21 protein-coding genes are annotated in these 23,375 nt (G+C 65.1%); 14 read left to right on the plus strand and 7 right to left on the minus strand.

Going from position 1 to position 23,375, the window contains the following annotated elements:
- Positions 1–10: 10 nt before the first annotated feature.
- The 3 genes from topA (at position 11) to ACFB49_RS02230 (ending at position 3,897) form a co-directional block, all read left to right on the plus strand.
- The gene (gene topA, locus ACFB49_RS02220) at positions 11–2,566 is read left to right on the plus strand and encodes a type I DNA topoisomerase (RefSeq protein ID WP_380875370.1); all 2,556 of its coding nucleotides are present in this window, start codon (positions 11–13) and stop codon (positions 2,564–2,566) included.
- 208 nt (positions 2,567–2,774) lie between these two features.
- Positions 2,775–3,401 carry a glutathione S-transferase family protein gene (locus ACFB49_RS02225; RefSeq protein WP_380875373.1) on the plus strand — a complete coding sequence of 209 codons (627 nt, stop codon included), beginning with the start codon at positions 2,775–2,777 and terminating at the stop codon, positions 3,399–3,401.
- Positions 3,394–3,897, plus strand: a complete 504-nt coding sequence (locus ACFB49_RS02230) for a DUF4019 domain-containing protein (RefSeq protein WP_380875375.1) — start codon at positions 3,394–3,396, stop codon at positions 3,895–3,897. The genes ACFB49_RS02225 and ACFB49_RS02230 overlap by 8 nt, the downstream gene beginning before the upstream one ends.
- 62 nt (positions 3,898–3,959) lie before the next feature.
- Here the strand turns inward: ACFB49_RS02230 and ACFB49_RS02235 are convergent, their stop codons facing one another.
- Positions 3,960–5,228 (minus strand): NF038122 family metalloprotease, encoded by a 1,269-nt coding sequence (locus ACFB49_RS02235; protein WP_380875378.1) that lies wholly within the window; start codon positions 5,226–5,228, stop codon positions 3,960–3,962.
- A gap of 334 nt (positions 5,229–5,562) precedes the next feature.
- On the opposite strand from ACFB49_RS02235, the gene alaS reads away from it, so the two are divergent.
- Complete coding sequence (gene alaS, locus ACFB49_RS02240) at positions 5,563–8,232, plus strand: alanine--tRNA ligase (RefSeq protein ID WP_380875381.1); 2,670 nt, start codon at positions 5,563–5,565, stop codon at positions 8,230–8,232.
- Positions 8,233–8,257: 25 nt separating this feature from the next.
- Here the strand turns inward: alaS and ACFB49_RS02245 are convergent, their stop codons facing one another.
- The 3 genes from ACFB49_RS02245 to ACFB49_RS02255 form a co-directional block, all read right to left on the minus strand.
- Positions 8,258–9,283 carry a methyltransferase gene (locus ACFB49_RS02245; RefSeq protein ID WP_380875383.1) on the minus strand — a complete coding sequence of 342 codons (1,026 nt, stop codon included), beginning with the start codon at positions 9,281–9,283 and terminating at the stop codon, positions 8,258–8,260.
- 56 nt (positions 9,284–9,339) lie between these two features.
- Entirely contained in the window at positions 9,340–9,843 is a 504-nt protein-coding gene (locus ACFB49_RS02250; protein ID WP_380875385.1) for a hypothetical protein, read from the minus strand.
- Positions 9,844–9,912: 69 nt separating this feature from the next.
- On the minus strand, positions 9,913–10,413 hold the full coding sequence (locus ACFB49_RS02255; protein ID WP_380875388.1) for a hypothetical protein: 501 nt from the start codon (positions 10,411–10,413) through the stop codon (positions 9,913–9,915).
- Positions 10,414–10,519: 106 nt separating this feature from the next.
- Between ACFB49_RS02255 and ACFB49_RS02260 the strand changes: the two genes are divergently transcribed.
- The 3 genes from ACFB49_RS02260 to ACFB49_RS02270 all read left to right on the plus strand — a co-directional run bounded on the left by ACFB49_RS02260 (position 10,520) and on the right by ACFB49_RS02270 (position 12,232).
- Complete coding sequence (locus ACFB49_RS02260; RefSeq protein WP_380875391.1) at positions 10,520–10,741, plus strand: hypothetical protein; 222 nt, start codon at positions 10,520–10,522, stop codon at positions 10,739–10,741.
- Positions 10,742–10,818: 77 nt separating this feature from the next.
- Positions 10,819–11,745, plus strand: coding sequence for an EamA family transporter RarD (gene rarD, locus ACFB49_RS02265; protein ID WP_380875394.1), 927 nt, complete (start codon positions 10,819–10,821; stop codon positions 11,743–11,745).
- Positions 11,746–11,800: 55 nt separating this feature from the next.
- The gene (locus ACFB49_RS02270; RefSeq protein WP_380875396.1) at positions 11,801–12,232 is read left to right on the plus strand and encodes an ExbD/TolR family protein; all 432 of its coding nucleotides are present in this window, start codon (positions 11,801–11,803) and stop codon (positions 12,230–12,232) included.
- A 174-nt stretch (positions 12,233–12,406) separates the two neighbouring features.
- Here the strand turns inward: ACFB49_RS02270 and ACFB49_RS02275 are convergent, their stop codons facing one another.
- Entirely contained in the window at positions 12,407–12,577 is a 171-nt protein-coding gene (locus ACFB49_RS02275) for a DUF1674 domain-containing protein (RefSeq protein WP_380875399.1), read from the minus strand.
- A gap of 66 nt (positions 12,578–12,643) precedes the next feature.
- Between ACFB49_RS02275 and htpX the strand changes: the two genes are divergently transcribed.
- Positions 12,644–13,594, plus strand: coding sequence for a zinc metalloprotease HtpX (htpX, locus tag ACFB49_RS02280; protein ID WP_380875402.1), 951 nt, complete (start codon positions 12,644–12,646; stop codon positions 13,592–13,594).
- 113 nt (positions 13,595–13,707) lie between these two features.
- On the plus strand, positions 13,708–14,979 hold the full coding sequence (locus ACFB49_RS02285) for an RsmB/NOP family class I SAM-dependent RNA methyltransferase (protein WP_380875405.1): 1,272 nt from the start codon (positions 13,708–13,710) through the stop codon (positions 14,977–14,979).
- Between the two features lie 101 nt (positions 14,980–15,080).
- Here the strand turns inward: ACFB49_RS02285 and ACFB49_RS02290 are convergent, their stop codons facing one another.
- Positions 15,081–15,899, minus strand: a complete 819-nt coding sequence (locus ACFB49_RS02290; protein ID WP_380875407.1) for an ATP-binding protein — start codon at positions 15,897–15,899, stop codon at positions 15,081–15,083.
- 94 nt (positions 15,900–15,993) lie between these two features.
- On the opposite strand from ACFB49_RS02290, the gene ACFB49_RS02295 reads away from it, so the two are divergent.
- Together ACFB49_RS02295 and ACFB49_RS02300 are read left to right on the plus strand one after the other, a co-directional pair.
- Complete coding sequence (locus ACFB49_RS02295) at positions 15,994–17,310, plus strand: amidohydrolase (RefSeq protein ID WP_380875410.1); 1,317 nt, start codon at positions 15,994–15,996, stop codon at positions 17,308–17,310.
- A gap of 37 nt (positions 17,311–17,347) precedes the next feature.
- Positions 17,348–18,274 carry an NAD(P)-dependent oxidoreductase gene (locus ACFB49_RS02300; protein ID WP_380875413.1) on the plus strand — a complete coding sequence of 309 codons (927 nt, stop codon included), beginning with the start codon at positions 17,348–17,350 and terminating at the stop codon, positions 18,272–18,274.
- 4 nt (positions 18,275–18,278) lie between these two features.
- On the opposite strand, the gene ACFB49_RS02305 is transcribed toward ACFB49_RS02300, so the two are convergent.
- Positions 18,279–18,896: a hypothetical protein gene (locus ACFB49_RS02305; protein ID WP_380875416.1), complete on the minus strand. Its 618-nt coding sequence runs from the start codon at positions 18,894–18,896 to the stop codon at positions 18,279–18,281.
- A 162-nt stretch (positions 18,897–19,058) separates the two neighbouring features.
- Between ACFB49_RS02305 and parE the strand changes: the two genes are divergently transcribed.
- The 3 genes from parE (at position 19,059) to sucD (ending at position 23,301) form a co-directional block, all read left to right on the plus strand.
- Positions 19,059–21,041 carry a DNA topoisomerase IV subunit B gene (gene parE / locus ACFB49_RS02310; RefSeq protein ID WP_380875418.1) on the plus strand — a complete coding sequence of 661 codons (1,983 nt, stop codon included), beginning with the start codon at positions 19,059–19,061 and terminating at the stop codon, positions 21,039–21,041.
- A 368-nt stretch (positions 21,042–21,409) separates the two neighbouring features.
- A complete protein-coding gene (gene mdh / locus ACFB49_RS02315; RefSeq protein WP_380875420.1) occupies positions 21,410–22,372 on the plus strand; it encodes a malate dehydrogenase in 963 nt (320 codons plus the stop codon).
- A gap of 44 nt (positions 22,373–22,416) precedes the next feature.
- Complete coding sequence (sucD, locus tag ACFB49_RS02320) at positions 22,417–23,301, plus strand: succinate--CoA ligase subunit alpha (RefSeq protein WP_380875422.1); 885 nt, start codon at positions 22,417–22,419, stop codon at positions 23,299–23,301.
- The last annotated feature ends 74 nt before the right edge of the window (positions 23,302–23,375 follow it).

The raw sequence follows: 23,375 nt of genomic DNA on the forward strand, positions 1-23,375 counted from the left end.
GCTTGATCTCATGAAGCTCGTCGTCGTCGAATCGCCCGCCAAGGCCAAAACCATCGAGAAATATCTGGGGCCGGGGCACCGCGTGCTCGCCTCCTACGGCCATGTCCGTGATCTGCCGGCCAAGGATGGCTCGGTAGATCCCGACAACGGCTTCGCGATGGAGTGGGAGGCCTATGCCGACAAGGCGCGCCAGCTGAAGGCGATCGCCGACGAGGCCAAGGACGCCGACACCCTGATCCTCGCGACCGACCCTGATCGCGAGGGTGAAGCGATTTCGTGGCACGTGCAGGAGGTGCTGAAGAAGAAGAAGGCGCTGCCCAAGGACGTGCAGCGCGTCACCTTCAACGCGATCACCAAGCCAGCGGTGCTCGAAGCGATGGCGAACCCGCGCGAACTCGACGAGGATCTGATCGACGCATACCGGGCGCGCCGCGCGCTCGATTATCTGGTGGGGTTCACGCTTTCGCCGGTGCTGTGGCGCAAGCTGCCGGGGGCGAAATCGGCGGGCCGCGTGCAATCGGTGGCGCTGCGCCTCGTCGTCGATCGTGAGCGCGAGATCGAGGCGTTCCGGCCCCAAGAATATTGGTCGGTCGCGGCCGACATGGAGCAGGACGGCGTGCCCTTCGTCGCGCGGCTGGTTCGCTGGAAGGGTGACAAGATCGATCGGCTGACGATCGGCAATCAGGGCGATGCCGAGGCCGCCAAGAAGGATGTCGAGGCCGGGCGCTTCTCGGTCGCGACGGTCGAGACCAAGCCGCTCACCCGCAACCCGCCGCCGCCGTTCACGACGTCGACCTTGCAGCAGGAAGCCGCGCGCAAGCTCGGCTTCTCGGCCAGCCACACGATGCGGGTCGCGCAGAATCTCTACGAAGACGGCGCGATCACCTACATGCGTACCGACGGCGTGCAGATGGACGGCAGCGCCATTTCCGCCGCGCGCGGCGCCATCGCGAACCGCTATGACGCGTCCTACGTGCCGGACAAGCCGCGGCAGTACCAGACCAAGGCCAAGAACGCGCAGGAAGCGCACGAGGCGATCCGGCCGACGGACTTCTCGAAGGATCGAGCGGGTTCGGGCGATCATGCGCGGCTGTATGATCTGATCTTCAAGCGCGCGCTGGCGAGCCAGATGGCATCGGCGCGGCTGGAGCGGACGACGGTGGAACTGGTCGACGGCACCGGGCGCAATGCGTTGCGCGCGACGGGCCAGGTCGTGCTCTTCCCTGGCTATCTCGCGCTCTACGAAGAGGGCCGCGACGATGAAGGCGACGAGGATTCGAAGCGCCTGCCGCGGATGGGTGAGGGCGATGCGCCAGCGAAGAAGGCGGTCAACGCCGAGCAGCATTTCACCCAGCCGCCGCCGCGTTATTCGGAAGCGAGCCTGGTCAAGAAGATGGAGGAACTCGGCATCGGCCGGCCTTCCACCTACGCCTCGATCCTGCAGACCTTGAAGGATCGCGAATATGTGACCTTGGAGAAGAACCGCTTCATCCCCGAGGAAAGCGGCCGGCTGGTCACGTCCTTCCTGGAGCGCTTCTTCGAGCGCTATGTCAGCTTCGATTACACCGCCGGGCTGGAAGAAAGCCTGGACGACGTATCGGGCGGGCGTGCCGACTGGCAGGCGGTGCTCGAAGCCTTCTGGCGCGATTTCAAGCCCAAGACGGTCGAGGTGATGGAGCAGAAACCGTCCGAGGTGACGGCGGCGCTCGACGAGTTCCTCGGGCCGTATTTGTTCCCGGACAAGGGCGACGGCACCGATCCGCGGCTGTGCCCGGCCTGCCATGAGGGCCGGCTGAGCCTGCGTGGCGGCAAATTTGGGGCGTTCATCGCCTGCTCCAACTATCCGGAGTGCAAGTTCACCCGCCGCTTCGCGCAGAAGGGCGGGGCGGAAGATGGTGGCGATGCGGGGCCGGTCAATCTCGGCATCGATCCCGCCACCGGGCTGGAAGTGACCAAGCGGTCCGGCCGTTTTGGTCCCTACGTCCAGTTGGGCGACGGCAAGGATGCCAAGCGCGGATCGATCCCCAAGGACGTGCCGGCCGAGGATTTCGGGCTGGATTGGGCGCTGAAGCTGCTGTCGCTGCCGCGCGAGGTGGGCGCGCATCCCGAAAGCGGCAAGCCGATCACCGCGTCGATCGGGCGTTACGGCCCCTATCTGGCCCACGACGGCAAATATGCGCGCCTTTCGTCCACCAATGAGGTGTTCGAGACCGGCATGAACGCGGCGGTGGTGAAGCTTGCCGAGGCGGCGGCCGGCGGTGGCCGCGCGCGCGGCGGTTCGCGCGAGCCGCTTCAGGTCTTCGGCGCACACCCGGAATCGGGCGCCGAGGTGAAGCTGATGGAGGGGCGCTTCGGGCCTTACGTGACCGACGGCACCACCAATGCCACGCTGCCCAAGAGCGCCGATCCTGCGGCACTGACGCTGGAGGCAGCGGTGCAATTGCTGGCCGAGCGGGCCGCGAAGGGCCCGGCCAAGGGCAAGAAGAAAGCCGCGCCGAAAAAGGCGGCTGCTGCGAAGAAACCCGCGGCGAAGAAGGCTCCGGCGAAGAAGAAGGCGGCGGAATAACCTCTTTAATTCCGTTCGTGTCGAGCGAAGTCGAGACGCGGCCCCAAGCGTTCCGTTTGGGGTGGGCGTGTCTCGACTACGTTCTCGGCTTCGCTCGAACTCCGATCGACATGAATGGGATTGGGGAAGAAAGCCTCCAAAAAATCGCTCGCTTCCCGCACGTTCCGGCGGCATGTCTGCCCCGCTTGCCCCGAGGGAGCAGACGGCCATGACGATCATCGTCCATCATCTGGAAAATTCGCGCTCGCAGCGTGTGTTATGGCTGCTCGAAGAGCTTGAGCTGCCTTATGAGGTCGTCCGCTACGAGCGCGACAAGAAGACCATGCTCGCGCCGCCAGAGCTTCGCCGCGTGCATCCGCTCGGCAAGGCGCCGGTGATCGAGGATGAGGGGCGGGTGATCGCCGAAAGCGGGGCGATCGTCGAATATCTGGTGGAGAAGGGCGATGGCCGGCTCGGCCCGCCGGGCAATCGCGACGCCTGCCTGCGCTACCGCCATTTCATCCATTATGCCGAAGGATCGATGATGCCGCCGCTGCTGGCGCTGCTCGTCATCGGCAGACTCGGCATTCTTGGGAAGCCTGCGCTGAAGCCGGTGCAGGGGATGCTCAACCAGCATCTCGACTGGCTGAACGCGGAACTCGCGACGCGGCCCTGGTTCGCCTGCGACATCTTCACCGCGGCGGACGTGATGATGAGCTTTCCGCTCGAAGCCTCACGTCAGCGCGGCGGACTGGGCGAAAGCCGGCCGCATCTGATCGACTGGCTCGAACGCATTCACGCCCGCCCGGCCTATGGCCGCGCGCTCCATGCCGGAGGCCCTTACGCTTATGCCTGATTGGCTGATCCTGCTGGCTGCCGTCGCCCTGCCCGTCCAGGCGGGCGATGCGATCCCCGACGAGACTACGCAGCGCAAGGTCATCGAGGACAGCTACGCTTACTTCAAGGCGAAGGATGGCGGGAATTTCGATCGCGCCTATGCGCTGATCGGACCGTCGATGAAGGGCTATCTGAAGGAAGATCTCTACGAGGCCGAATCCGCGCGCTTCAACGCGGAGGCAGGCAAGGCCGAGGAACGCCGCGTCGTCCGCCTCACCTGGTATCGCGATCCGCCCGATGCGCCCGCGCCCGGTCTGTATGTCGCGGCCGATTTTCGCAGCAAGTTCCCCAACATCTACCTGCATTGCGGTTACCTGATGTGGCATCAGGAAAAGGATGGCAGCTTCCGCATCGTGCGGGAGGAGCAGAGCTTCATCGACAAGGGCATGGCCGCGCAATTGCCGCCCGAACGGTTGAAGCCGCTGGAAAACCAGTTCGGCTGCGTCGATCCCTGAAGGGCAAAGAAAAGGCCGGCGGATCAACGCGATCCGCCGGCCGATCTTTCGTCTGACGAGCGTCAGGCGGTTGCAGTGCCGGCGGTTTCGCGCCGCGCGCGGCGGAAGGCGCCGCCCAGGAAGCCGAAGCCGAGCACCATCTGCGCCCAGGTCGTCGGTTCCGGGATAGACGAGAGCGAGAAGCCCGGCATCACCGCCGAGCTGAAGCTCTTCTGCCCGTGGATCAGGACGTCATAGGCGATGTCGTAGCCGATGGCGTCGAAGGCAGCGAGATCGAGCCCTTCGACGATGTCCTGGTGGCCATAAGCGACCGTCGGATCCATCACGCCGATCTGCGGCACGCCGGGAAGATTGTCCTTCCAGTGCGATGCCTGACGACCGTCGCCATTGTAGCGGCCGGTGGAGAAGCGCGAATCCCCGAACAGCTGGTTAGCGCCGCCGTCGATCGAGAAGAAGGGATTGCCACCGGCCGCGATGTAGGCGGCGTTGGCGACCGACCAGTCGAGCACCGCGTCGCCGCCAGGCGCGAGACCCGAGGGATCGGAGCTGTAGCGGAAGAGATCGAGCACGCTCATCAGGCCGCCGCCGGGATTGTCGAAGTCGAACCCGCCTTGCTGCCATGATGGGCCGTTGGGGAAGCCATATTGGTCATAGAGGTCGACGCCGCTGACGAAGCCCAGCGCGTGGCCGATTTCGTGGACCGCCACGCCGACAAAGTCGATCGCGTCGGCATCGATGCCGTCGGTGGGGTTGAAGTCGAACTTGAACTCGGTGCTGAACCGGACAGTGCCGTCCACGACATTGCTGATGTCGTTGCCAAGATAATCCTTGGTGATGCCCAGGGCCTTCAGGTTGGCAGTATTGCCCCAGATATAGCTGTTATTCTCGCTATTATCGTTGTCCCATTCACGGTTGCCGGTTTGCACGCCGAGCGAACCCTGGAGTGGCGTGTGGGTGATCGCACTGACCGCGCCGGCGCCATTGACTTCCGCCGCCGCGCTTGCGGATGCGGTCGCGTCGAGCGCGGAATTAGCGCGGCTCTGCAACGCCGAGGTGACGTCTTTCAGAAAAACGTCGGCGCGCGTGCTGCCGGTCGAACCGAGCACGTTGGGCGGCAGCACGGCATAGCTGACGTTGAGATTGACCGTGGAATTGTTGGTCAGGATCGTTTCCCAGAAATTCGCCGCGGCGACGAAGCCCTGATAGGCCGCATCGTCATTGGGCGAACCTGCGCCGGTATAGTTGAGGTTGATCTTGACGGCCGATGCTGGTGTCGCGGCGAGCGCGGTGAAGGCCAGCGCTGCCCCTGCCAGAAGCTTAGCTACTTTCATGTTGCAGTCCCCATTTTGCGTCGACTGCCGCCACGCCCCGTGACGGGAATCGGATGAGGCAGCTTATCAAGCGCGGCGCGGTGGAAAACATACAAATTAACAGTGTGTTAACCATATATGTTAACATTATTTCGCGGCTTCGGCGGTCTCTTCTGATTTGTAATAGGTTGTAATATTTAGGTAATAATATGTCTCATCGAGCAAACCGGTTATGGTGTCACGAAAACGGCGCATCATTTTGGGACAGCCACTTGGGAGTTGGATTCCATCAATCGCTGCATCGGCTTCCGCGACTCAGCTTGAGAAGCGGGCCGCGCTCCACTAAGTCGCGGCCATGACATCGACCAACGACATCCGCCGCTCCTTCCTCGAATATTTCGGGGGCCAGGGGCACCAGATCGTGCCTTCGGCGCCGCTGGTGCCGCATAACGATCCGACGTTGATGTTCGTCAATGCCGGCATGGTGCCGTTCAAGAACGTGTTCACCGGCCTGGAAAAGCGGCCTTATTCCACCGCGACCTCGTCGCAGAAGTGCGTCCGCGCCGGCGGCAAGCATAATGATCTCGATAATGTCGGCTACACCGCGCGGCACCACACCTTTTTTGAAATGCTGGGGAATTTTTCCTTCGGCGATTATTTCAAGGAACAGGCGATCCATCACGCCTGGACGCTGCTGACCCGCGACTGGGCGCTGCCCAAGGACAAGCTGACCGTCACCGTCTATCACACCGATGACGAGGCGTTCGACCTGTGGAAGAAGATCGCCGGCCTGCCCGACGATCGCATCATCCGCATCCCGACATCGGACAATTTCTGGTCGATGGGCGATACCGGCCCGTGCGGCCCCTGTTCCGAAATCTTCTACGACCATGGCGACCATATCTATGGCGGCCCTCCCGGCAGCCCGGAGGAGGATGGCGACCGCTTCGTTGAGATCTGGAACCTCGTCTTCATGCAATATGAGCAGGTGACGAAGGAGGAGCGGGTCAATCTGCCGCGTCCCTCGATCGACACCGGCATGGGGCTGGAGCGCGTCGCCGCCGTCCTCCAGGGCGTTCATGACAATTACGACACCGATACGTTCAAGGCGCTGATCGCGGCTTCTGGCGAGCTGACCCGCACCGACACCGCCGGATCGTGGAAGGCGTCGCATCGCGTGATCGCCGATCACCTGCGCGCTTCGGGCTTCCTGGTGGCAGACGGCGTGCTGCCGGCCAATGAGGGGCGTGGCTATGTGCTCCGTCGCATCATGCGCCGGGCGATGCGCCATGCTCATCTGCTGGGGGCATCCGAGCCGTTGATGCACCGGTTGGTGCCCGCGCTCGTCGCCGAGATGGGCGCCGCTTATCCCGAACTGGTTCGCGCGCAGCCGCTGATCGAGGAGACGCTGAAGCTGGAGGAGACCCGCTTCCGCCAGACGCTCGCCAACGGGCTGCGCCTGCTCGACGAGGCTACCGGCAGCATGAAGGCGGGCGAGACGCTGTCGGGCGCGGTCGCGTTCAAGCTCTACGACACGTTCGGCTTCCCCTACGATCTTACCGAGGATGCCCTGCGCGCGCAGGGCTATGGCGTCGATCGCGCCGGCTTCGACGCGGCGATGGCCGAGCAGAAGGCCGCCGCCCGCGCCGCCTGGAAGGGATCGGGCGAGAAGGCGTCGGACGAAGTGTGGTTCGACATCGCCGAGGAAGCCGGCAGCACCGAGTTCACCGGCTATTCGAGCAACACCGGTGAAGGCAGAGTCATTGCCATCGTTCGCGAGGGCGAGCGGGTGAAGGCCGCGCAGACCGGCGACGAGGTGATGATCGTCACCAACCAGACGCCCTTCTATGGCGAAAGCGGCGGCCAGATGGGCGATGTCGGCGAGCTGAAGGGCGATGGCGGCTTCTTCGCCACCGTTACCGACACCGCCAAGCCGCTCGGCCGTATCCACGCGCACAAGGCGGTGATCGAAGGCGGCGAGATCAAGGTCGGTGATGCGATCCAGCTCGCCATCGACGTCGAATATCGGGCGCGGGTCCGCGCCAACCATTCGGCCACGCATCTGCTGCACGCGGCGCTGCGCAAGCATCTCGGTGGCCATGTCACCCAGAAGGGCAGCCTGGTTGCGGCCGATCGCTTCCGTTTCGACTTCTCGCACCCCAAGGCGCTGTCGCCCCAGGAGATCGCCGAGATCGAGGCCGAGGTGAACCACCATATCCGCGCCAACGAAGATGTCGGCACCCGGCTGATGACGCCCGACGAGGCGATCGCGGCGGGCGCGATGGCCTTGTTCGGTGAGAAATATGGCGACGAGGTCCGCGTGCTTTCGATGGGCCATGCCGACGACAAGAGCTATTCGGTCGAGCTGTGCGGCGGCACGCACGTCTCCGCGCTTGGCGATATCGGCCTGTTCAAGATCGTGTCGGAAAGCGCGGTTTCGTCCGGCGTTCGCCGTATCGAGGCGCTGACCGGCGAGGCTGCGCGTGCGTGGCTGACGGCGCGCGAAGACAAGCTCAAGGAAGTTGCCGCCGCACTCAAGGCGTCGCCCGATGAGGTGCCGGCGCGGGTGATCTCGCTGGTCGAGGAGCGCAAGCGGCTGGAGCGCGAGCTGGCGGATGCCAAGAAGGCGCTGGCGCTTGCCGGCAGCGGCGGCGGCGCGAAGGCGGACGACGCCGGGCCGGAGCAGGTCGGTGGTCGCAACTTCATCGGCCAGGTGATCGAAGGGCTCGATCCCAAGGGCCTGCGCGGGCTGGTCGATGACGCCAAGGCGCGGATCGGTTCGGGCGTCGCGGTGCTGGTCGCGGTCAACGAGGGGCGCGCCTCGGTCGCGATCGGTGTCACCGATGACGTGAAGGACAGCGTCAGCGCCGTTGATCTCGTCAAGGCGGCGGTGGCCGCGCTCGGCGGGCAGGGCGGCGGCGGCCGGCCGGATATGGCGCAGGGCGGTGGCCCCGATGGCGCCAAGGCCGGCGATGCCGTGGCGGCGGTCCGCGCTGCCCTCGAAGGCGTGGCTGCTGCTGCCTGAAGTCGCTCGATAAGCGCCGCGGCCGCTATTTCCAGGCGATCGCGGCGCTGGCCGGGCCGGCGAGGGGCATGATCTCGAAACGGGTGAAGCCGGCCTCGGCGCACCATGATCGGAAGTCGGCGCCGGTATAATCGAAGGCGTCGCCGAACTCGATCAGCATGTTCAGCGACATCATCAGTCCAAAGGCGTTGGTGCGCCGCGCATCGTCGATCACATTCTCGATCGCGATCAGCGCGCCGCCCGGCGGCAGCGCCGCGTAGGCCTTGCCGATCAGCAGCTTCTTGCCCTCCAGATTCCAGTCGTGGAGGATGTTGCCCAGGGTGATGACGTCCGCCTTGGGCAGATCGCCTTGCAAGAAATCCCCGGCCACCACCGCGATCCTGTCGGACAGGCCCGCTTGATCGACCTGCTTTTGGGCGAGCGGCGCCACCACCGGCAGATCGAAGGACTGGAAGCGCAGATGCGGGTGTCGCCGTGCCAGGGTCCGCGACAGCAGCGCCAGCGCGCCGCCAACGTCGCAGACCGTCTGATAGCGCGAGAAATCGAATTTTTCGGCCAGCGCGGCGAAATTGGCGCCCTGGAATCCGCTCATCGCCTCCAGAAATTGCTCGAGCCGGGCCTGATCCGCGTAAAGCGCGGCGAACAGGGGTTGGCCACCATCGCGCACTTCATTCTGCGGCCGGCCGGTCCTGAGCGCGGTGCCGAGCGCGTTCCAATAGCCGAACAGACGCGCGTTCAGCATCTCCAGCGCGCCGCCGAGATATTTGTCGCTGGCCTTGTCGAGAAAGGCCGCGGTCTCGGGCGTGTTGCGATAGCGCCCGTCAGGCCCGTCGCCGTCGCGCTCCAGAAAGCCGAGCGCCACCAGCGTATCGAGGAAATCGAAGGTGCCGCGCGGATGGAGGCCGATCGCCTTTTCGACCTCGGCCCCGGTCATGGCTTGCTGGCCAAGCTGCGTGAACAGGCCGAACTCGACGGCCGTCAGCAGCACTTTCGAAGGCCAGAAGGCCGCACCGGTCTGTAGAATGCGGGCAGGATCAAGCGGATTGGACATCGGCCCCTCCCAAGACGAATCCTGGGCGCCCTCATATCACGAAATCGGCGTGTCGTTCAGCTTCCGGCGCCGCCCAGCAGGTTGACCGATGTCTTCTCGCCCTCGCGATTGGCGGTGAGCGTGAAGGCGGCCTTGCCGGGATTCTTGGCGACCAGCATCTCCATGGTGCCGGCCTTCACTTCGCTTTCGACGAGATAGCCGGCCTTCTGCGCGGCTGTGCGATAGAAAGCGACGACCTGCGCCGGCGCGTCCGTGGTGTCGAAGCTCAGCATCGATCCGCCCTTTTCCGGCGTGTCGCCGGTGATGCGGGTGCTGCTGGTGATCGTGGCGCCGGGATAGGGGGCGAGCCCCTCCGGCAGTGCGGCCGTGCCGTCGCCGCTGGTAATGTGCGCGCTGCCGTCCGCGGTCTTGACGGTGAGCGTACTCTTCCCATCCTTTTCGGTGAGCTTGTAGGTCGCGGTGCCGCTGTCGTCCTTCACCGTGCCGGACGCGGTTTCCTTTTCCCCGCAGGCGGCGAGGCCGAGCAGCAGTGCGATCGCAACGGTCGTGCGGCCGATCATGTTCAGTCCTCCCAATTCATTGCCGGCTTGTCGCCGGCCCGCGCGCGGCACTGCTTTCGCCGCGGCGCGTCAATCCAGGATCGTCAGCGCGCCCTTGCTGCCGGTGGCATGCGGTTCGATCGCAATCTGTACGGTCTTGCTGTCCTTGCTGGTCAGGTTCAGCACTGTGGCCTGCCCATCCTTGCTGTTGGGACCGGCGGTGAAGCCATTATCCTTCGCCGCTTTCTCATAATAAGCCTGCAGCTTGTCGGGCGTGTCGGCGCTGACATAACCTATGCGCACGCTGCCCTTGCCGCCCGCATCCTTGCCGTCGGCCTTGATATCGACGCCGGTCACCTGTGATCCGGGGTAGAGCTTGATCCCGTCAATATCCATATCCTCGCCGCTGGCGTCGAAGGCGGGGATATCCACCTTGGCGCTGAAGCCGGGGATATCCAGCGAGACATGGCTTTTCTCCACGGCCGCGCTGGCATTGCCGCCTGCGGCGGCCTTGTCATCGTCGCCGACCTTCACCTCGCATGCGGCAAGCGCGAAAAGCGGCAAGGCAAGCAGCATGATCGAACGGCGCATCGACAATCTCTCCAGAACGGGTCCGGATTCGGCATAACCCATGTGTATTATATGAGCAATACAGTTTTGACTTGCACGCGGCGGATTGCCGGGTGATGATGCGCATATGTTCAATATCATCTCGATTATCATCGGCGTGGTCGCCGCGATCCTGGCGATCCCGTCGTTCCTTCCCTTTCTCGGCATCGGCAACTGGCTGGTGATCCTGATCGCCTTTGTCGGTCTCGTGTTCGGCCTGATCTCGCGGTCGAAGGGCGGGCAGACGCTGAACATCGTCGTGATGTGCTTTGCGGGCGTTCGCCTCTTCCTGGGCGGCGGCATCATCTGATCGCAAATGCAGCGAAAAGGACAACGAAGCCGGTAACGGGTTGACGCCGGGGGGCGGACGCCCGAAGGCGCGGCATCATGTCGCAGCAGCCCGCCCCCGCCGCATCGCCACATGACGAGGCCCGTCGCGGCGTCGTCCTTGCCTTTGCAGCCTATCTCATGTGGGGGCTGCTGCCCGCCTATCTGAAGCAGCTCGTGCATGTGCCGGCGCTGCAGATCGTCTCGCATCGCCTCGTCTGGTCGCTGCTGCTGCTGGTCGTGCTGGTGACGGTGCTGGGGCGCTGGAAGTCGATCGGCATGGCGCTGCGTTCGCGCGGCACCTTCGCCATGCTGATGCTGAGCGCGACCTTCATCTGCCTGAACTGGCTGATCTACACCTGGGCCGTGCTCAATTCGCACGTTCTGGAAGCGAGCCTGGGCTATTTCATCAACCCGCTCGTCAACGTCGCGCTCGGCATGATCTTCCTCAAGGAAAAGCTGCGCCGCGTGCAGGGTGTGGCCGTGGCGCTGGCGGCTTCGGGCGTCTTGGTGATGGCGGTGGCGCAGGGCGGCGCGGTGTGGATATCGCTGTCCCTGGCCTTGAGCTTCGGCCTCTATGGGCTTGTCCGCAAGGTGATCGCGATCGACGCGCTGGGCGGTCTGACGGTGGAGACCGCCTTGCTGGCGCCGCTGGCGCTGGTCTTTCTGGTCTGGACGTCGATGCAGGGCGACAACCGCTTCGGCATCGACCGGGCGACCGATCTGTTCCTGATCGGCGGCGGTGTCGTCACCGCCTTGCCGCTGCTGCTGTTCGCCGCGGCCGCCCGCAAGCTACGCTACGCCACCATCGGCCTGATCCAGTATCTCGCGCCGACCCTGGTCTTCTTCCAGGGCGTGCTGTTGTTCGGGGAGCATCTGACGACAGTCCATATGATCACCTTCGGGCTGATCTGGACAGGCCTGGTGATCTACGCGGCGGACAGCATAAGGGCAGGACGGGCGGCACCGGTTACGCCACCGGAATAAGCTTCCCTCGGCCATTTGTTATGTTATGCTGTATCCTTCACAGCAGGAGGATGCCATGGCCCGTTCGCGCTATCGCCCGATCCCTTTCGCCGAAGCCCGGCCGATGAACGAGATGAACACCACGCCGCTGATCGACGTGCTGCTCGTCCTTCTCATCATGATGATCCTGACGGTGCCGGTGGTGACCCACAAGGTCGCGCTCGATCTGCCGGCCGAAGGCCCACGCAACACCGCGCCGCCGCCGGTCCATCGGCTCGAGATCGCGGCGTCGGGGGCCTATAGCTGGGACGGCGCGCCACTTGCGGCCGCGGCACTGCCGCAGCGTTTGGCGGCCTTGCGGGCCGATCCCGCGCAACCCGTGCTGCACATCCGCGCCGATGGCGAGGCGCCTTACGGGTTGGTCGACGAGACCCTGGCCAGCGTCAAACGCGCGCAGATCGAGAAGATCGGCCTGATCGACAACAGCCGCTTCGCCGGTAGCTATTGAGGGGGAACATATTTCGCGGGCGACATGCCGCTGTAACATCGCCGGGCGATAGATAGCCCATCAGCGTTACCGGAGTCGCCCGCGTTTCCCCCCTCACGATGCGGCTCCGGGCCAGGGCGCGCGACGGCTTCATTCGGGCCGACGCGCGCCCTTTCGGTTTCTGCGGCCGAAAGATCAGAAATCGACGGCGATGCCCTTGCGCACCCAATCGCCGTAACGGACGGGATCTTCGCCCTTTTCCAGCTGCGTCGCCGCATCGGCGTCCGGCTCGGCGGGCTTGGGCACCGGCGGGCTGGGGGACAGATAGGCTGGCGGCTTCACATGGGGTGGGCGCTTACCGTTCATCGCTAGGGTCCAATTGAAGATCGCGGGATTCCTCCCCACATTGCGCTCCGAAGGATGAAGCGCAAGATGAATGGCTTGAAGACGACCATGCTGCTGGCGGCGATGACCGCTCTGTTCATGGGATTGGGTTACGCGATTGGCGGTTCGGGCGGCGCGATGATCGCGCTGGTGGTGGCAGCGGGCATGAACCTCTTCACCTTCTGGAACGCCGACAAGATCGTGCTCAGGATGCACAATGCCCGCGAGGTGAATATCGGCAACTGTCCGGAATTCGTCGGGCTGGTGCAGGGTCTCGCGCGCCGTGCCGGCCTGCCGACGCCGAAGGTCTACATCATCGATTCGCCGCATCCCAATGCCTTTGCCACCGGCCGCAACCCGGAGAATGCGGCGGTCGCCGCGACGACAGGGCTGCTCGCCATCCTCAATCGCGACGAGATCGAAGGCGTCATGGCGCACGAGCTTGCCCATGTCCGCAACCGTGACACGCTCATCATGACGATGACGGCCACGATCGCCGGCGCCATCTCGATGATCGCCAATTTCGGGCTGTTCTTCGGCGGTAGCGGCGAAAACCGGCCCAACATGCTGGTGACGCTGGCGGCGGTGTTCATGGCGCCGTTTGCGGCGATGATCGTCCAGATGGCGATCAGCCGGACGCGCGAATATGGTGCGGACCGTGGTGGTGCCGAGATTTCGGGCAAACCACAGGCGCTGGCCTCGGCGCTCGCCAAGCTTGCCAATGGCGCGGCGCGCATTCCCAATCCGGTGGTCGAGCGCAATCCGGCGGCGGCGCAGCTTTACATCGTGCCCGCGCTCTCGGGGCGTGGCGGCGACAGCCTGTTTTCGACCCACCCGGATACGGAAAACCGTATCGCTGCGCTGAACGCTATCGCGGTGGAGATGGAACCCGATCCGCGCCGCCGCATGGGGATCGCGCCCGCCGGCACCCGCCGGACGACGGCGGTGCCGGTTTCACGCCGCCGCTCCAGCGCGCTCGATCCGCACGGCCGGCGCTAAAAATCATCCTGTCATGCCAGCGCAGGCTGGCATCTCTTTGCATCTGGCGCGCGAGCGAGGCAGGGAGATGCCAGCGTCCGCTGGCATGACGTGTATTTTCGATTGGACCGGATTTGAGCGACACTGAACCCGCCGGCGTAGCCACCCGACGCGCCGCCATGCGGCTGCTGGATGCGGTGCTGCGCCAGGGGCTTCCGCTGGAGGCGGCGCTCGGCAGCGCCACGGCGGAGCTGGAACGCGCCGACGATCGCGCCTTCGCCCATGCCATTGCGGGCGAGGTGCTGCGGCGACTTCCCGATCTCGACGCGCTGATCGATTCGGCGACTACGAAGCGTCTGCCCGGCGACGCCAAGGCCCGCTTCGCTTTGCGGGTCGCCTTGGCGCAGGCATTGGCGCTCGGCACGGCGCCCCACGCCGCGATCGCGACCGTGCTGCCATTGATGGACGGTGGCCCGCGCCGGCTGGTCCATGGCGTGTTCGGCGCGGTGATGCGCGGAGAGACGAAATTGCCCGATCCGCCGGGCCTGCCCAAGGCGATCTCCAAGCGCTGGCGCAAGGCCTGGGGCGCGGGCGCTGCGGATGCCGCGCGCCACGCCATCGCTGCGCCGCCGCCGATCGACCTTTCCTTGCGCGATCCGGCCGCGACGATGGAATGGGTCGAGAAGCTGGGGGGCATGAGCCTCGCCCCGGGCCATGTCCGGCTTGCCCGCGGCGGCACCGTCTCCGAACTGCCGGGCTATGCGAAAGGCGAATGGTGGGTGCAGGACATCGCAGCCTCGCTCCCCGCGCGCGTGCTCGGCAAGGGCGAGGGGCGTGCCGCGCTCGATCTCTGCGCCGCACCGGGCGGCAAGACGATGCAGCTTGCCGCGGCCGGGTGGACAGTGACGGCGACGGACTTGTCCGAAACCCGCCTTGAACGTCTGCGCGAAAATCTGGCGCGCGCACATTTGTCCGCCGAAGTGCGGCAGGCGGACGTGATGGGCGAGACGCCCGAGCCGATCTTCGATGCGGTGCTGCTCGATGCGCCCTGCTCGGCCACCGGCATCTTCCGTCGCCACCCGGACGTGCTCCACCGCGTCACCGATCGCGCCATTGCGGCGTTGGCGGACCAGCAGGCGGCGATGCTGCGGCAGGCGGCCAGCTGGGTGAAGCCGGGCGGGACTTTGGTCTATGCGGTCTGCTCGCTGGAGCCGGCCGAGGGTGAGGGCGTCGCTGACGGCTTTGCGGTCGAACGCGAGTTCACCCGCGATCCGATCCAGACGGAGGAGTTACCGGAAGGGATCATTCCGGGCGCCGCCGGGCGCGTGCGCGTGTTGCCGGGTGCGCTCGGCGATGTGGGCGGGGCGGACGGCTTCTTCGTGGCGCGGTTCCGCAAGTCCAATTGATCGTCATCCTGACGGAAGTCAGGATCTCGGTCGGCAAGGACCACGCTGGAGGCACGAGATCCCAGCCTTCGCTGGGATGACGGTGAAAGAGCCACGGTTTCCTAAACCGCCTTCCCCGCGCGTCCCGCCAGTTCCACCACATATTGCCACGCCACGCGGCCTGATCGGCCGCCGCGCTGCGTCGCCCAGCCGATCGCGTCCAACGGATCGAATTCCAGCCCGAACTGTGCGGCATAGCCCGCGACCATAGCGACATAGGTATCCTGATCGCAGACATGGAAACCCAGGCTGAGCCCGAAGCGATCGGCCAGCGCCATTCGGTCGTCGACCACGTCGCGCGGATTGATCGGGCTGTCCTGCTCACGCATGTCGCGATGGACTATGTGGCGGCGGTTGGAGGTGACGTAGAGCCGCGCATTGGCGGGCCGCGCTTCCGCACCGCCTTCGAGTAATGAGCGCAGGATGCGGGGCGCGTCGCTACCTTCCTCGAATCCCAGATCGTCGATGAATAGCACGAAGGCGCGCGGCACATCGGCAATGCGGGCGAAAAGGCGCGGCAGGCCGCCGATCGCGTCGCCGGCGACTTCGATCAGCGCGATCGCAAGGCCCTCGCCTTGCAAGGCGCCGACCGCGCTTTTCACCAGCGCCGATTTGCCGGCGCCGCGCGATCCCCACAGCAGCACGTCATGCGCGGCATGGCCGTTGGCGAGGCGGCGGCTGTTTTCCAGCAGCGCCGCCTTTTGCGCGTCGATCCCGGTCAACAGGTCGAGCGGCAGCGGCTTGAACACCCGCGTCGGCTGAAGCGCGCCCATATGCCACACATAGGCCGGGTGCGCGGCCGGGTCGCCATCGGGCGGCGGGGGCGGTGCGATCCGCTCTAGCGCGGCGGCAATGCGGGCGAGGGGGTCGGTATCGGTCAAGGCGTCCTCCGCTTCGGCGAGCGGCCATAATCCCTTTCCCTACGGCCGCCTAGCTGCCAGACAAGTATTTGAAACCTGAAACTTCGGAGTCGCAATGAAGAAGTCCCTGTTTGCGTTTACCGCCCTCAGCCTTGTCGCCACGCCTGCTCTGGCTGATCCGCTTGGCGATGCGGTGAAGGCCGATATGCCCTCGCTGCTGACCATCTATCGCGATCTCCATGCCAATCCCGAACTGAGCGGCGAGGAAGTGAAGAGCGCCGCCAAGATGGCGGCCGAAGCGAAGAAAGCGGGCTTCGAGGTGACGACCGGCGTCGGCAAGACCGGCGTGGTCGCGGTGATGAAGAACGGCCCCGGCCCGGTCGTGCTGCTGCGCGCCGACATGGATGCGCTGCCGCTGGTCGAGCAGACGGGCATTCCCTATGCCAGCAAGGTCAAGGCGGCCACCCGCGAAGGCGCGGAGACCGGCGTGATGCATGCCTGCGGCCACGATACGCATATGACGGCGTGGATCGGCACCGCCCGGCGCATGGCGGCGATGAAGAGCCAATGGTCCGGCACGCTGGTGATGGTCGGCCAGCCCGCCGAGGAGATCGGCACCGGCGCCAAATGGATGCTGGATGACGGCCTTTACACCCGCTTCCCCAAGCCTTCGATGGTGATCGCTTTCCACGATTCGGCGTCGATGCCGGCCGGCACGATCGGCTATGCCGACGGTTACACGATGGCGAATGTCGACACGGTCGATCTCACCATCAAGGGATTGGGCGGCCACGGCGCCTATCCGCACCTCGCCAAGGACCCGATCGTGCTCGCCGCGCGGATCGTGACGGCATTGCAGACGCTGGTCGCGCGTGAAGTCGATCCGCTGGAATCGGGCGTGGTGACGGTCGGCAGCTTCATCGGCGGCACCAAGCACAACATCATCCCGGATGAGGCAAAGCTGCAACTCACCGTGCGCAGCTACACGCCCGAGGTCCGCAAGATCTTGCTCGATGGCATCGCGCGCATCGCGAAGGGCGAGGCGATTGCCGCCGGCATGCCGGAGGATCGCATGCCGGAGATGAAGCTGAAGGACGGCATCACGCCCGCCACCTTCAACACCCAGCCGCTGACCGGCACCATCACCTCTGCTTTCGCCGATCGCTTCGGCAAGGATCGGGTGAAGCTGCTCCGCGCGCAGATGGGAGGTGAGGATTTCAGCCAATTCTATCTGGCCGACAAGGAGAATATCCAGTCGCTTTTGTTCTGGGTCGGCGGTGTGCCGCAGGGCAAATGGGATGCCGCCGGCGGTGACATTTCCAAGCTGCCGTCGATCCACAGCCCCTTCTGGGCGCCGGACCCGCAGGTGACGATCGAAACCGCCACCGAAGCGATGGTGACGGCAGCACTGACGGCGTTCAAACAGAAGTAAGCGAGCGCGGCGGCTCGGGCTGGATCAGGAGACGATAGTGGCGGACAAACCTCGCGTCCTGATGCTCACCGAGCCGCTGGCGACGCCGATCGGCGCGCTGGCAGGCGATGCGTTCGAGATCGTCGCGCCGTGGACGGTGGACGGATCGTGGGACGCCTGGCTCGATGATCATGGGCCGGGCATCCGCGCCGCGATCAGCAGCGGCATCGACATATTCGATGCGGCGCTGATGGCGAAGCTGCCTGACCTCAAGCATATCGCGGTGCTGGGGGCGGGGCTCGACGGGATCGATCTGGGGGAAGCCGCCGCGCGCGGCATCCGCATCACCAGCGGCGGCGGGATGCACGCGGGCGAGGTGGCCGACCATGCCGTCGGCATGATGATCGCCGCCCGCCGCCGGCTCGTCGAAAGCGATGCCTGGGTGCGGCAGGGACGGTGGACCGAGGGGCGCTTTCCGCCCACCATCTCCTTGCGGACGCAAAAAGTCGGCATCATCGGCCTCGGCAATATCGGTGCCGCCATCGCCGAACGTGTTCAGCCCTTCTGCCCGGAAATCGCCTGGTGGGGGCCGCGCGACAAGCCGGCGCCGTGGCCGCGCAAGCAAAGCCTGCTGGAACTCGCCGGCTGGGCGGACATATTGTTCGTCGCCGCCCGCGCGCATGACGATAGCCGCGGCCTCGTCGACAAGGCGGTGATCGAGGCGCTGGGGCCGCAGGGTCTCCTCATCAACATTTCGCGCGGCTTCGTCGTCGACGAGGCGGAACTGATCGCGGCGCTCTGCGACGGCCGCCTCGGCCAGGCGGCGCTCGACGTGTTCGATCCCGAGCCGACCGCGCCCGCGCGCTGGGCCGACGTCCCCAACACGCTGCTTTCACCGCACAATGCCGGCGTCACCTTCCAGGCAATAATGGCGCTCTGCGCGAATGCGGTGGAAACGGTGAAGAGTGGCCTCGTGCCGAGCTAGAGGGTTAGCTGCGCTTGCGGCCGAATTGTCGTGGGCGTCGATGCGCCGACGGGCTGCCGCCTGGAACCGATGTACTCGGCGTGACGGTATCAGACATGGCCTGTTGCCGGAGCCACAAAGCTTGATCGAGCCACCGTGCAACCTCGCCTTCGGAAGCGTCGAGGGCCGCCAGCGACGCACTGCGTTTCGAGGAGCGAAACAACCATTGCAGGTAGGTCTGCTCGTCGGGACGCCGGAGGTACACGAGCAGGGAGCGATGCAGGTTGCCGTGGGCGCGGAGTGTCTGGATGCCGATGTCCTCAATGTCACGCCAACCATGAAACGCCCGATTGAGCGGCGTCGCGATTTCAACGCCGTGCGCCGTCGCGTGAAAGGCGAGTAGATCGCCGCGCATCAGCCTGGTTCGGGCATGGAAGAAGTGGATGATGAAGACGCCTGTCGCCATGATCGCTGCGATGACGCCGATAGGTCCGATTAAATGGGCGAGAAATCGGATCGGGAAGGGCATCCGCCCATCCTGAAGGATTGCGAAGACGCCGATTGTGGAAATCCCCAGTAAGGCGATGGTGCACAGGAAGATGTTCTTCGCCGCGGATTCGCGCTTGTATTTCAGCAGCGGCATTCGATCTCCCCTTGGCCGCTCAACTTCGTCACTGGACGTAAAATTGGCGTTAAATGCCGACATCGATGGCGTTTCTGTAAATTGCGGGGCGCTGATCAATTGTCGGACTGCGCACGGCCGGGGGACTGGCCCCCCTTCGATCCACCCCCTATACGTTCCCTTATGGCCGACGATCTCTTCGCTTCCTCTCCCTCCACCAGCTCCGGAAATTACGATGCCTCGGCGATCGAGGTGCTCGAGGGGCTGGAGCCTGTCCGGCGCCGGCCGGGCATGTATATCGGCGGCACGGACGAGCGGGCGTTCCACCACTTGGCCGCCGAAGTGCTCGACAATGCGATGGACGAGGCGGTTGCGGGGCATGCGACGCGGATCGAGGTGACGCTGGCTGCGGGCAACCGCATCACGATTGCGGACAATGGTCGCGGTATCCCGGTCGATCCGCATCCCAAGTTCCCCGGCAAGTCCGCGCTGGAGGTGATCCTCACCACGCTCCATTCGGGCGGCAAGTTCAGCGACAAGGCCTATGCGACCTCTGGCGGTCTCCACGGCGTCGGCGTCAGCGTCGTCAACGCATTGTCGATGGATACGGTGATCGAGGTAGCCCGCAATCGCGAGCTGTTCCGCCAGACCTTCGCCAAGGGGCATGCGACCTCGAAGCTGGAGGTGGTGGGCGCGGCGCCGAACCGGCGGGGCACCAGCGTCACATTTACGCCCGACCCCGAGATTTTCGGCGCGGCGGCGCATTTTCGCCCCGGCCGGCTCTACCGGCTCGCGCGGTCCAAGGCCTATCTCTATGCCGGCGTCGAGATACGCTGGCGCTGCGATCCGGCGCTGATCGGCGACGACACGCCCGCGGACGCGGTGTTCCAGTTCCCCGGCGGCCTGGCCGATCATCTGAAGGAACAAGTCGGCACGCGCGAATGTGCTACCGCCAACTTCTTCGCCGGCAAGCAGGATTTCCCCAACGCGCAAGGATCGGTCGAATGGGCGGTGGCGTGGCCGCTCTGGTCCGACGGCAGCTATTCCTATTATTGCAATACCATCCCGACCCCCGATGGCGGCACCCATGAAGCCGGCCTGCGCGCGGCGCTGGTGAAGGGCATTCGCGGCTTCGCCGATCTCGTTGGCCAGAAGAAGGGCAAGGACATCGCGGCCGAGGACGTGATGACCGGGTCCGAGCTGATGCTCTCGGTCTTCATCCGCGATCCCCAATTCCAGAGCCAGACCAAGGACCGGTTGACCAGCCCCGAGGCGTCCGCACTCGTCGAAAAGGCCGTCCGCGACCATTTCGACCATTTCCTTTCGGACAATATGGAACGCGGCAAGGCGCTGCTCGGCTTCGTGCTGGATCGCATGGACGAGCGCCTGCGCCGCAAGGCCGAGCGCGAGGTGAAGCGCAAGACCGCGACTGCCGGCCGCAAGCTCCGGCTTCCGGGCAAGCTCACCGATTGTGCCAACGATGATCCGGCGGGAACCGAATTGTTCATCGTCGAGGGCGACTCGGCCGGCGGATCGGCCAAGCAGGCGCGCGATCGAAAGACCCAGGCGATCCTGCCGATCCGCGGCAAGATCCTCAACGTCGCCTCGGCATCGTCTGCCAAGATCATGGGTAATCAGGAAATTGCCGATCTGATCCAGGCACTCGGCTGCGGCGTGCGGGAAAAGTGCAACCCCGATCTGCTGCGCTACGAGCGCATCATCATCATGAGCGACGCCGACGTCGACGGCGCACACATCGCGACCTTGCTGATGACCTTCTTCTTCCAGGAAATGGCCGAGATCGTTCGCCGCGGGCACGTCTACCTCGCCCAGCCGCCGCTCTATCGCCTCGTTTCGGGCGCGAAGAGCGCTTATGCGCACGACGACGCGCACCGCGCCGAGCTGGAAGCGACCGAGTTCAAGGGCAAGAAGGTCGAGGTCGCCCGCTTCAAGGGCCTGGGCGAGATGAACCCGCAGCAGCTTCGCGAGACCACCATGGACCCGGCGAAGCGCAGCCTCATCCGCGTGGTGCTGCCGCAGGAATATGAGGAGCGGCAGAGCGTGCGCGATCTCGTCGACCGGCTGATGGGCAAGAATCCCGAACACCGATTCGCCTTCATCCAGGCCAATGCCGCGCAGATGGACGAGGAAGCGATTGACGCCTGAGCGTGAAAACCCTCTCCCCAATGGGGAGAGGGTTGCGCAGACTTGGCGGCTTTGCCGCCTAGTCGTAGCTGGGTGAGGGGGAAGCGAGGTGCAGCCTCGCGCGCCGCACAGCGGCGCTTGCCCTCACCCAACTGCGCCTAATGTCCTGCGGACATAAGGCTTCGTATCCCTCTCCCGCATGCGGGAGAGGGGGGAGTGCGACATCTATGCAAAGCTCGGATGGCAGCAGGCGCAACAAAAACTGTCCCGATCGTCATCGCGAGCGGTTGCCCCGGCCGTCCCATGGGGCTAAGCGGGCGCCGTTTCATGGGCGGACGCAACGGCGCGGCCGCCACCCATAGCCAACTCGAACCCTTGGGGGCACTTGCATGTCCAGGAAGAAGATCGCGCTCATCGGCGCTGGTAATATCGGCGGCACGCTCGCCCACCTAGCGGCGATCAAGGAACTGGGCGACATCGTCCTGTTCGACGTCGTCGAAGGCGTTCCCCAGGGCAAGGCGCTCGATCTGTCGCAGTGCGGCCCGGTTGAAGGCTTCGACGCTAAGATCACCGGCTCGAACGATTATGCCGATATCGCGGGCGCGGACGTCATCATCGTCACTGCAGGCGTCGCCCGCAAGCCGGGCATGAGCCGTGACGATCTGCTCGGCATCAACCTCAAGGTGATGAAGGCTGTCGGCGAGGGCATCAAGAACAACGCCCCCGACGCGTTCGTCATCTGCATCACCAACCCGCTCGACGCGATGGTCTGGGCGCTGCGTGAATTCTCCGGCCTGCCGCACAACAAGGTCGTCGGCATGGCCGGCGTGCTCGATTCGGCGCGCTTCAGCCACTTCATCGCTGACGAGTTCCAGGTTTCGGTGCGCGACGTGAACACCTTCGTTCTCGGCGGCCACGGCGACACGATGGTCCCGGTTGTGCAGTATTCGACTGTCGCGGGCATCCCGGTTCCGGACCTCATCAAGCAGGGTCGTTCCACCCAGGAACGCATCGACGCGATCGTCCAGCGCACCCGCTCGGGCGGCGGCGAGATCGTCGGCCTGCTCAAGACCGGCTCGGCTTATTACGCGCCGGCCACTTCGGGCATCGCGATGGCCGAAGCCTATCTGAATGACCAGAAGCGCCTGCTGCCCTGCGCCGCCTATGTCGATGGCAAATATGGCGTCGATGGGCTCTATGTCGGCGTGCCGGTGATCATCGGCAAGGACGGCGTCGAGCAGATCGTCGAGATCGAACTTGATGCAGAGGCGAAGACGAACCTTCAGGTCTCGGTCGACGCGGTCAAGGAGTTGCTGGTTGCCTGCAAGGGCATCGATCCCAGCCTGGCCTAATCCTCCGGTCCTTCGAGCCTCCCCAGAAAAGGCGAACAAACCCGATGTCGATCCTCGTCAACAAGAACACCAAGGTCATCACCCAGGGCATGACCGGCAACACCGGCAGCTTCCACACGGAGCAGGCGCTGGCTTACGGCACGCAGATGGTTGCGGGCGTCACCCCGGGCAAGGGCGGCACCACCCACTTGGGCCTGCCGAACTTCGATACGGTGCATGAGGCGGTTCACGCCACCGGCGCCGATGCGACCGTGATCTACGTTCCGCCGCCCTTCGCCGCGGACTCGATCCTGGAAGCGATTGATGCGGAAGTGCCGCTGATCGTCACCATCACCGAGGGCATTCCGGTGCTTGACATGGTCCGCGTGAAGCGCGCGCTGCAGGGTTCCAAGTCGCGCCTGATCGGCCCGAACTGCCCCGGCGTCCTGACCCCGAACGAGTGCAAGATCGGCATCATGCCCGGCTCGATCTTCAAGCAGGGTTCGGTGGGCGTTGTTTCGCGCTCGGGCACGCTTACCTATGAAGCCGTGTTCCAGACCTCCAACGCCGGCCTTGGCCAGACGACGGCTGTCGGCATCGGCGGCGATCCTGTCAACGGCACCAACTTCATCGACGTGCTCGAACTCTTCCTCGCCGACGACGAGACCAAGTCGATCATCATGATCGGCGAAATCGGCGGTTCGGCCGAAGAGGAAGCCGCTCAGTTCCTGATCGACGAGGCCAAGCGCGGCCGCAAGAAGCCCATGGCCGGCTTCATCGCGGGCCGCACCGCGCCTCCGGGCCGTCGCATGGGCCATGCCGGCGCGATCGTTTCGGGCGGCCAGGGCGGCGCTGAGGACAAGATCGCGGCAATGGAAGCGGCCGGCATCCGCGTCGCGGCTAGCCCGTCGGAGCTCGGCACGACGCTGGTCGAGGTGCTCAAGGGCTGACCTTGACGCGGGTTCCGTCGGGGAGGGCGGAACACGCGGAATGAATTGGGGCGGGAGGCGGTTGGGTTCGGCCG

It is taken from the genome of Sphingomonas sp. DBB INV C78 (genome assembly GCF_042693015.1).
Lineage (GTDB): Bacteria > Pseudomonadota > Alphaproteobacteria > Sphingomonadales > Sphingomonadaceae > Sphingomonas_E.

Bases quoted from the DNA above. Each gene is read 5' to 3' on its own strand.
- ACFB49_RS02225 (WP_380875373.1), top strand. From the start codon at position 2,775: ATGACGATCATCGTCCATCATCTGGAAAATTCGCGCTCGCAGCGTGTG.
- ACFB49_RS02235 (WP_380875378.1), bottom strand. From the start codon at position 5,228: ATGAAAGTAGCTAAGCTTCTGGCAGGGGCAGCGCTGGCCTTCACCGCG.
- ACFB49_RS02245 (WP_380875383.1), bottom strand. From the start codon at position 9,283: ATGTCCAATCCGCTTGATCCTGCCCGCATTCTACAGACCGGTGCGGCC.
- rarD (WP_380875394.1), top strand. From the start codon at position 10,819: ATGTCGCAGCAGCCCGCCCCCGCCGCATCGCCACATGACGAGGCCCGT.
- ACFB49_RS02275 (WP_380875399.1), bottom strand. From the start codon at position 12,577: ATGAACGGTAAGCGCCCACCCCATGTGAAGCCGCCAGCCTATCTGTCC.
- sucD (WP_380875422.1), top strand. From the start codon at position 22,417: ATGTCGATCCTCGTCAACAAGAACACCAAGGTCATCACCCAGGGCATG.
- ACFB49_RS02295 (WP_380875410.1), top strand. From the start codon at position 15,994: ATGAAGAAGTCCCTGTTTGCGTTTACCGCCCTCAGCCTTGTCGCCACG.
- ACFB49_RS02250 (WP_380875385.1), bottom strand. From the start codon at position 9,843: ATGATCGGCCGCACGACCGTTGCGATCGCACTGCTGCTCGGCCTCGCC.
- htpX (WP_380875402.1), top strand. From the start codon at position 12,644: ATGAATGGCTTGAAGACGACCATGCTGCTGGCGGCGATGACCGCTCTG.
- topA (WP_380875370.1), top strand. From the start codon at position 11: ATGAAGCTCGTCGTCGTCGAATCGCCCGCCAAGGCCAAAACCATCGAG.
- alaS (WP_380875381.1), top strand. From the start codon at position 5,563: ATGACATCGACCAACGACATCCGCCGCTCCTTCCTCGAATATTTCGGG.
- ACFB49_RS02230 (WP_380875375.1), top strand. From the start codon at position 3,394: ATGCCTGATTGGCTGATCCTGCTGGCTGCCGTCGCCCTGCCCGTCCAG.
- mdh (WP_380875420.1), top strand. From the start codon at position 21,410: ATGTCCAGGAAGAAGATCGCGCTCATCGGCGCTGGTAATATCGGCGGC.
- ACFB49_RS02260 (WP_380875391.1), top strand. From the start codon at position 10,520: ATGTTCAATATCATCTCGATTATCATCGGCGTGGTCGCCGCGATCCTG.
- ACFB49_RS02255 (WP_380875388.1), bottom strand. From the start codon at position 10,413: ATGCGCCGTTCGATCATGCTGCTTGCCTTGCCGCTTTTCGCGCTTGCC.
- parE (WP_380875418.1), top strand. From the start codon at position 19,059: ATGGCCGACGATCTCTTCGCTTCCTCTCCCTCCACCAGCTCCGGAAAT.
- ACFB49_RS02305 (WP_380875416.1), bottom strand. From the start codon at position 18,896: ATGCCGCTGCTGAAATACAAGCGCGAATCCGCGGCGAAGAACATCTTC.
- ACFB49_RS02270 (WP_380875396.1), top strand. From the start codon at position 11,801: ATGGCCCGTTCGCGCTATCGCCCGATCCCTTTCGCCGAAGCCCGGCCG.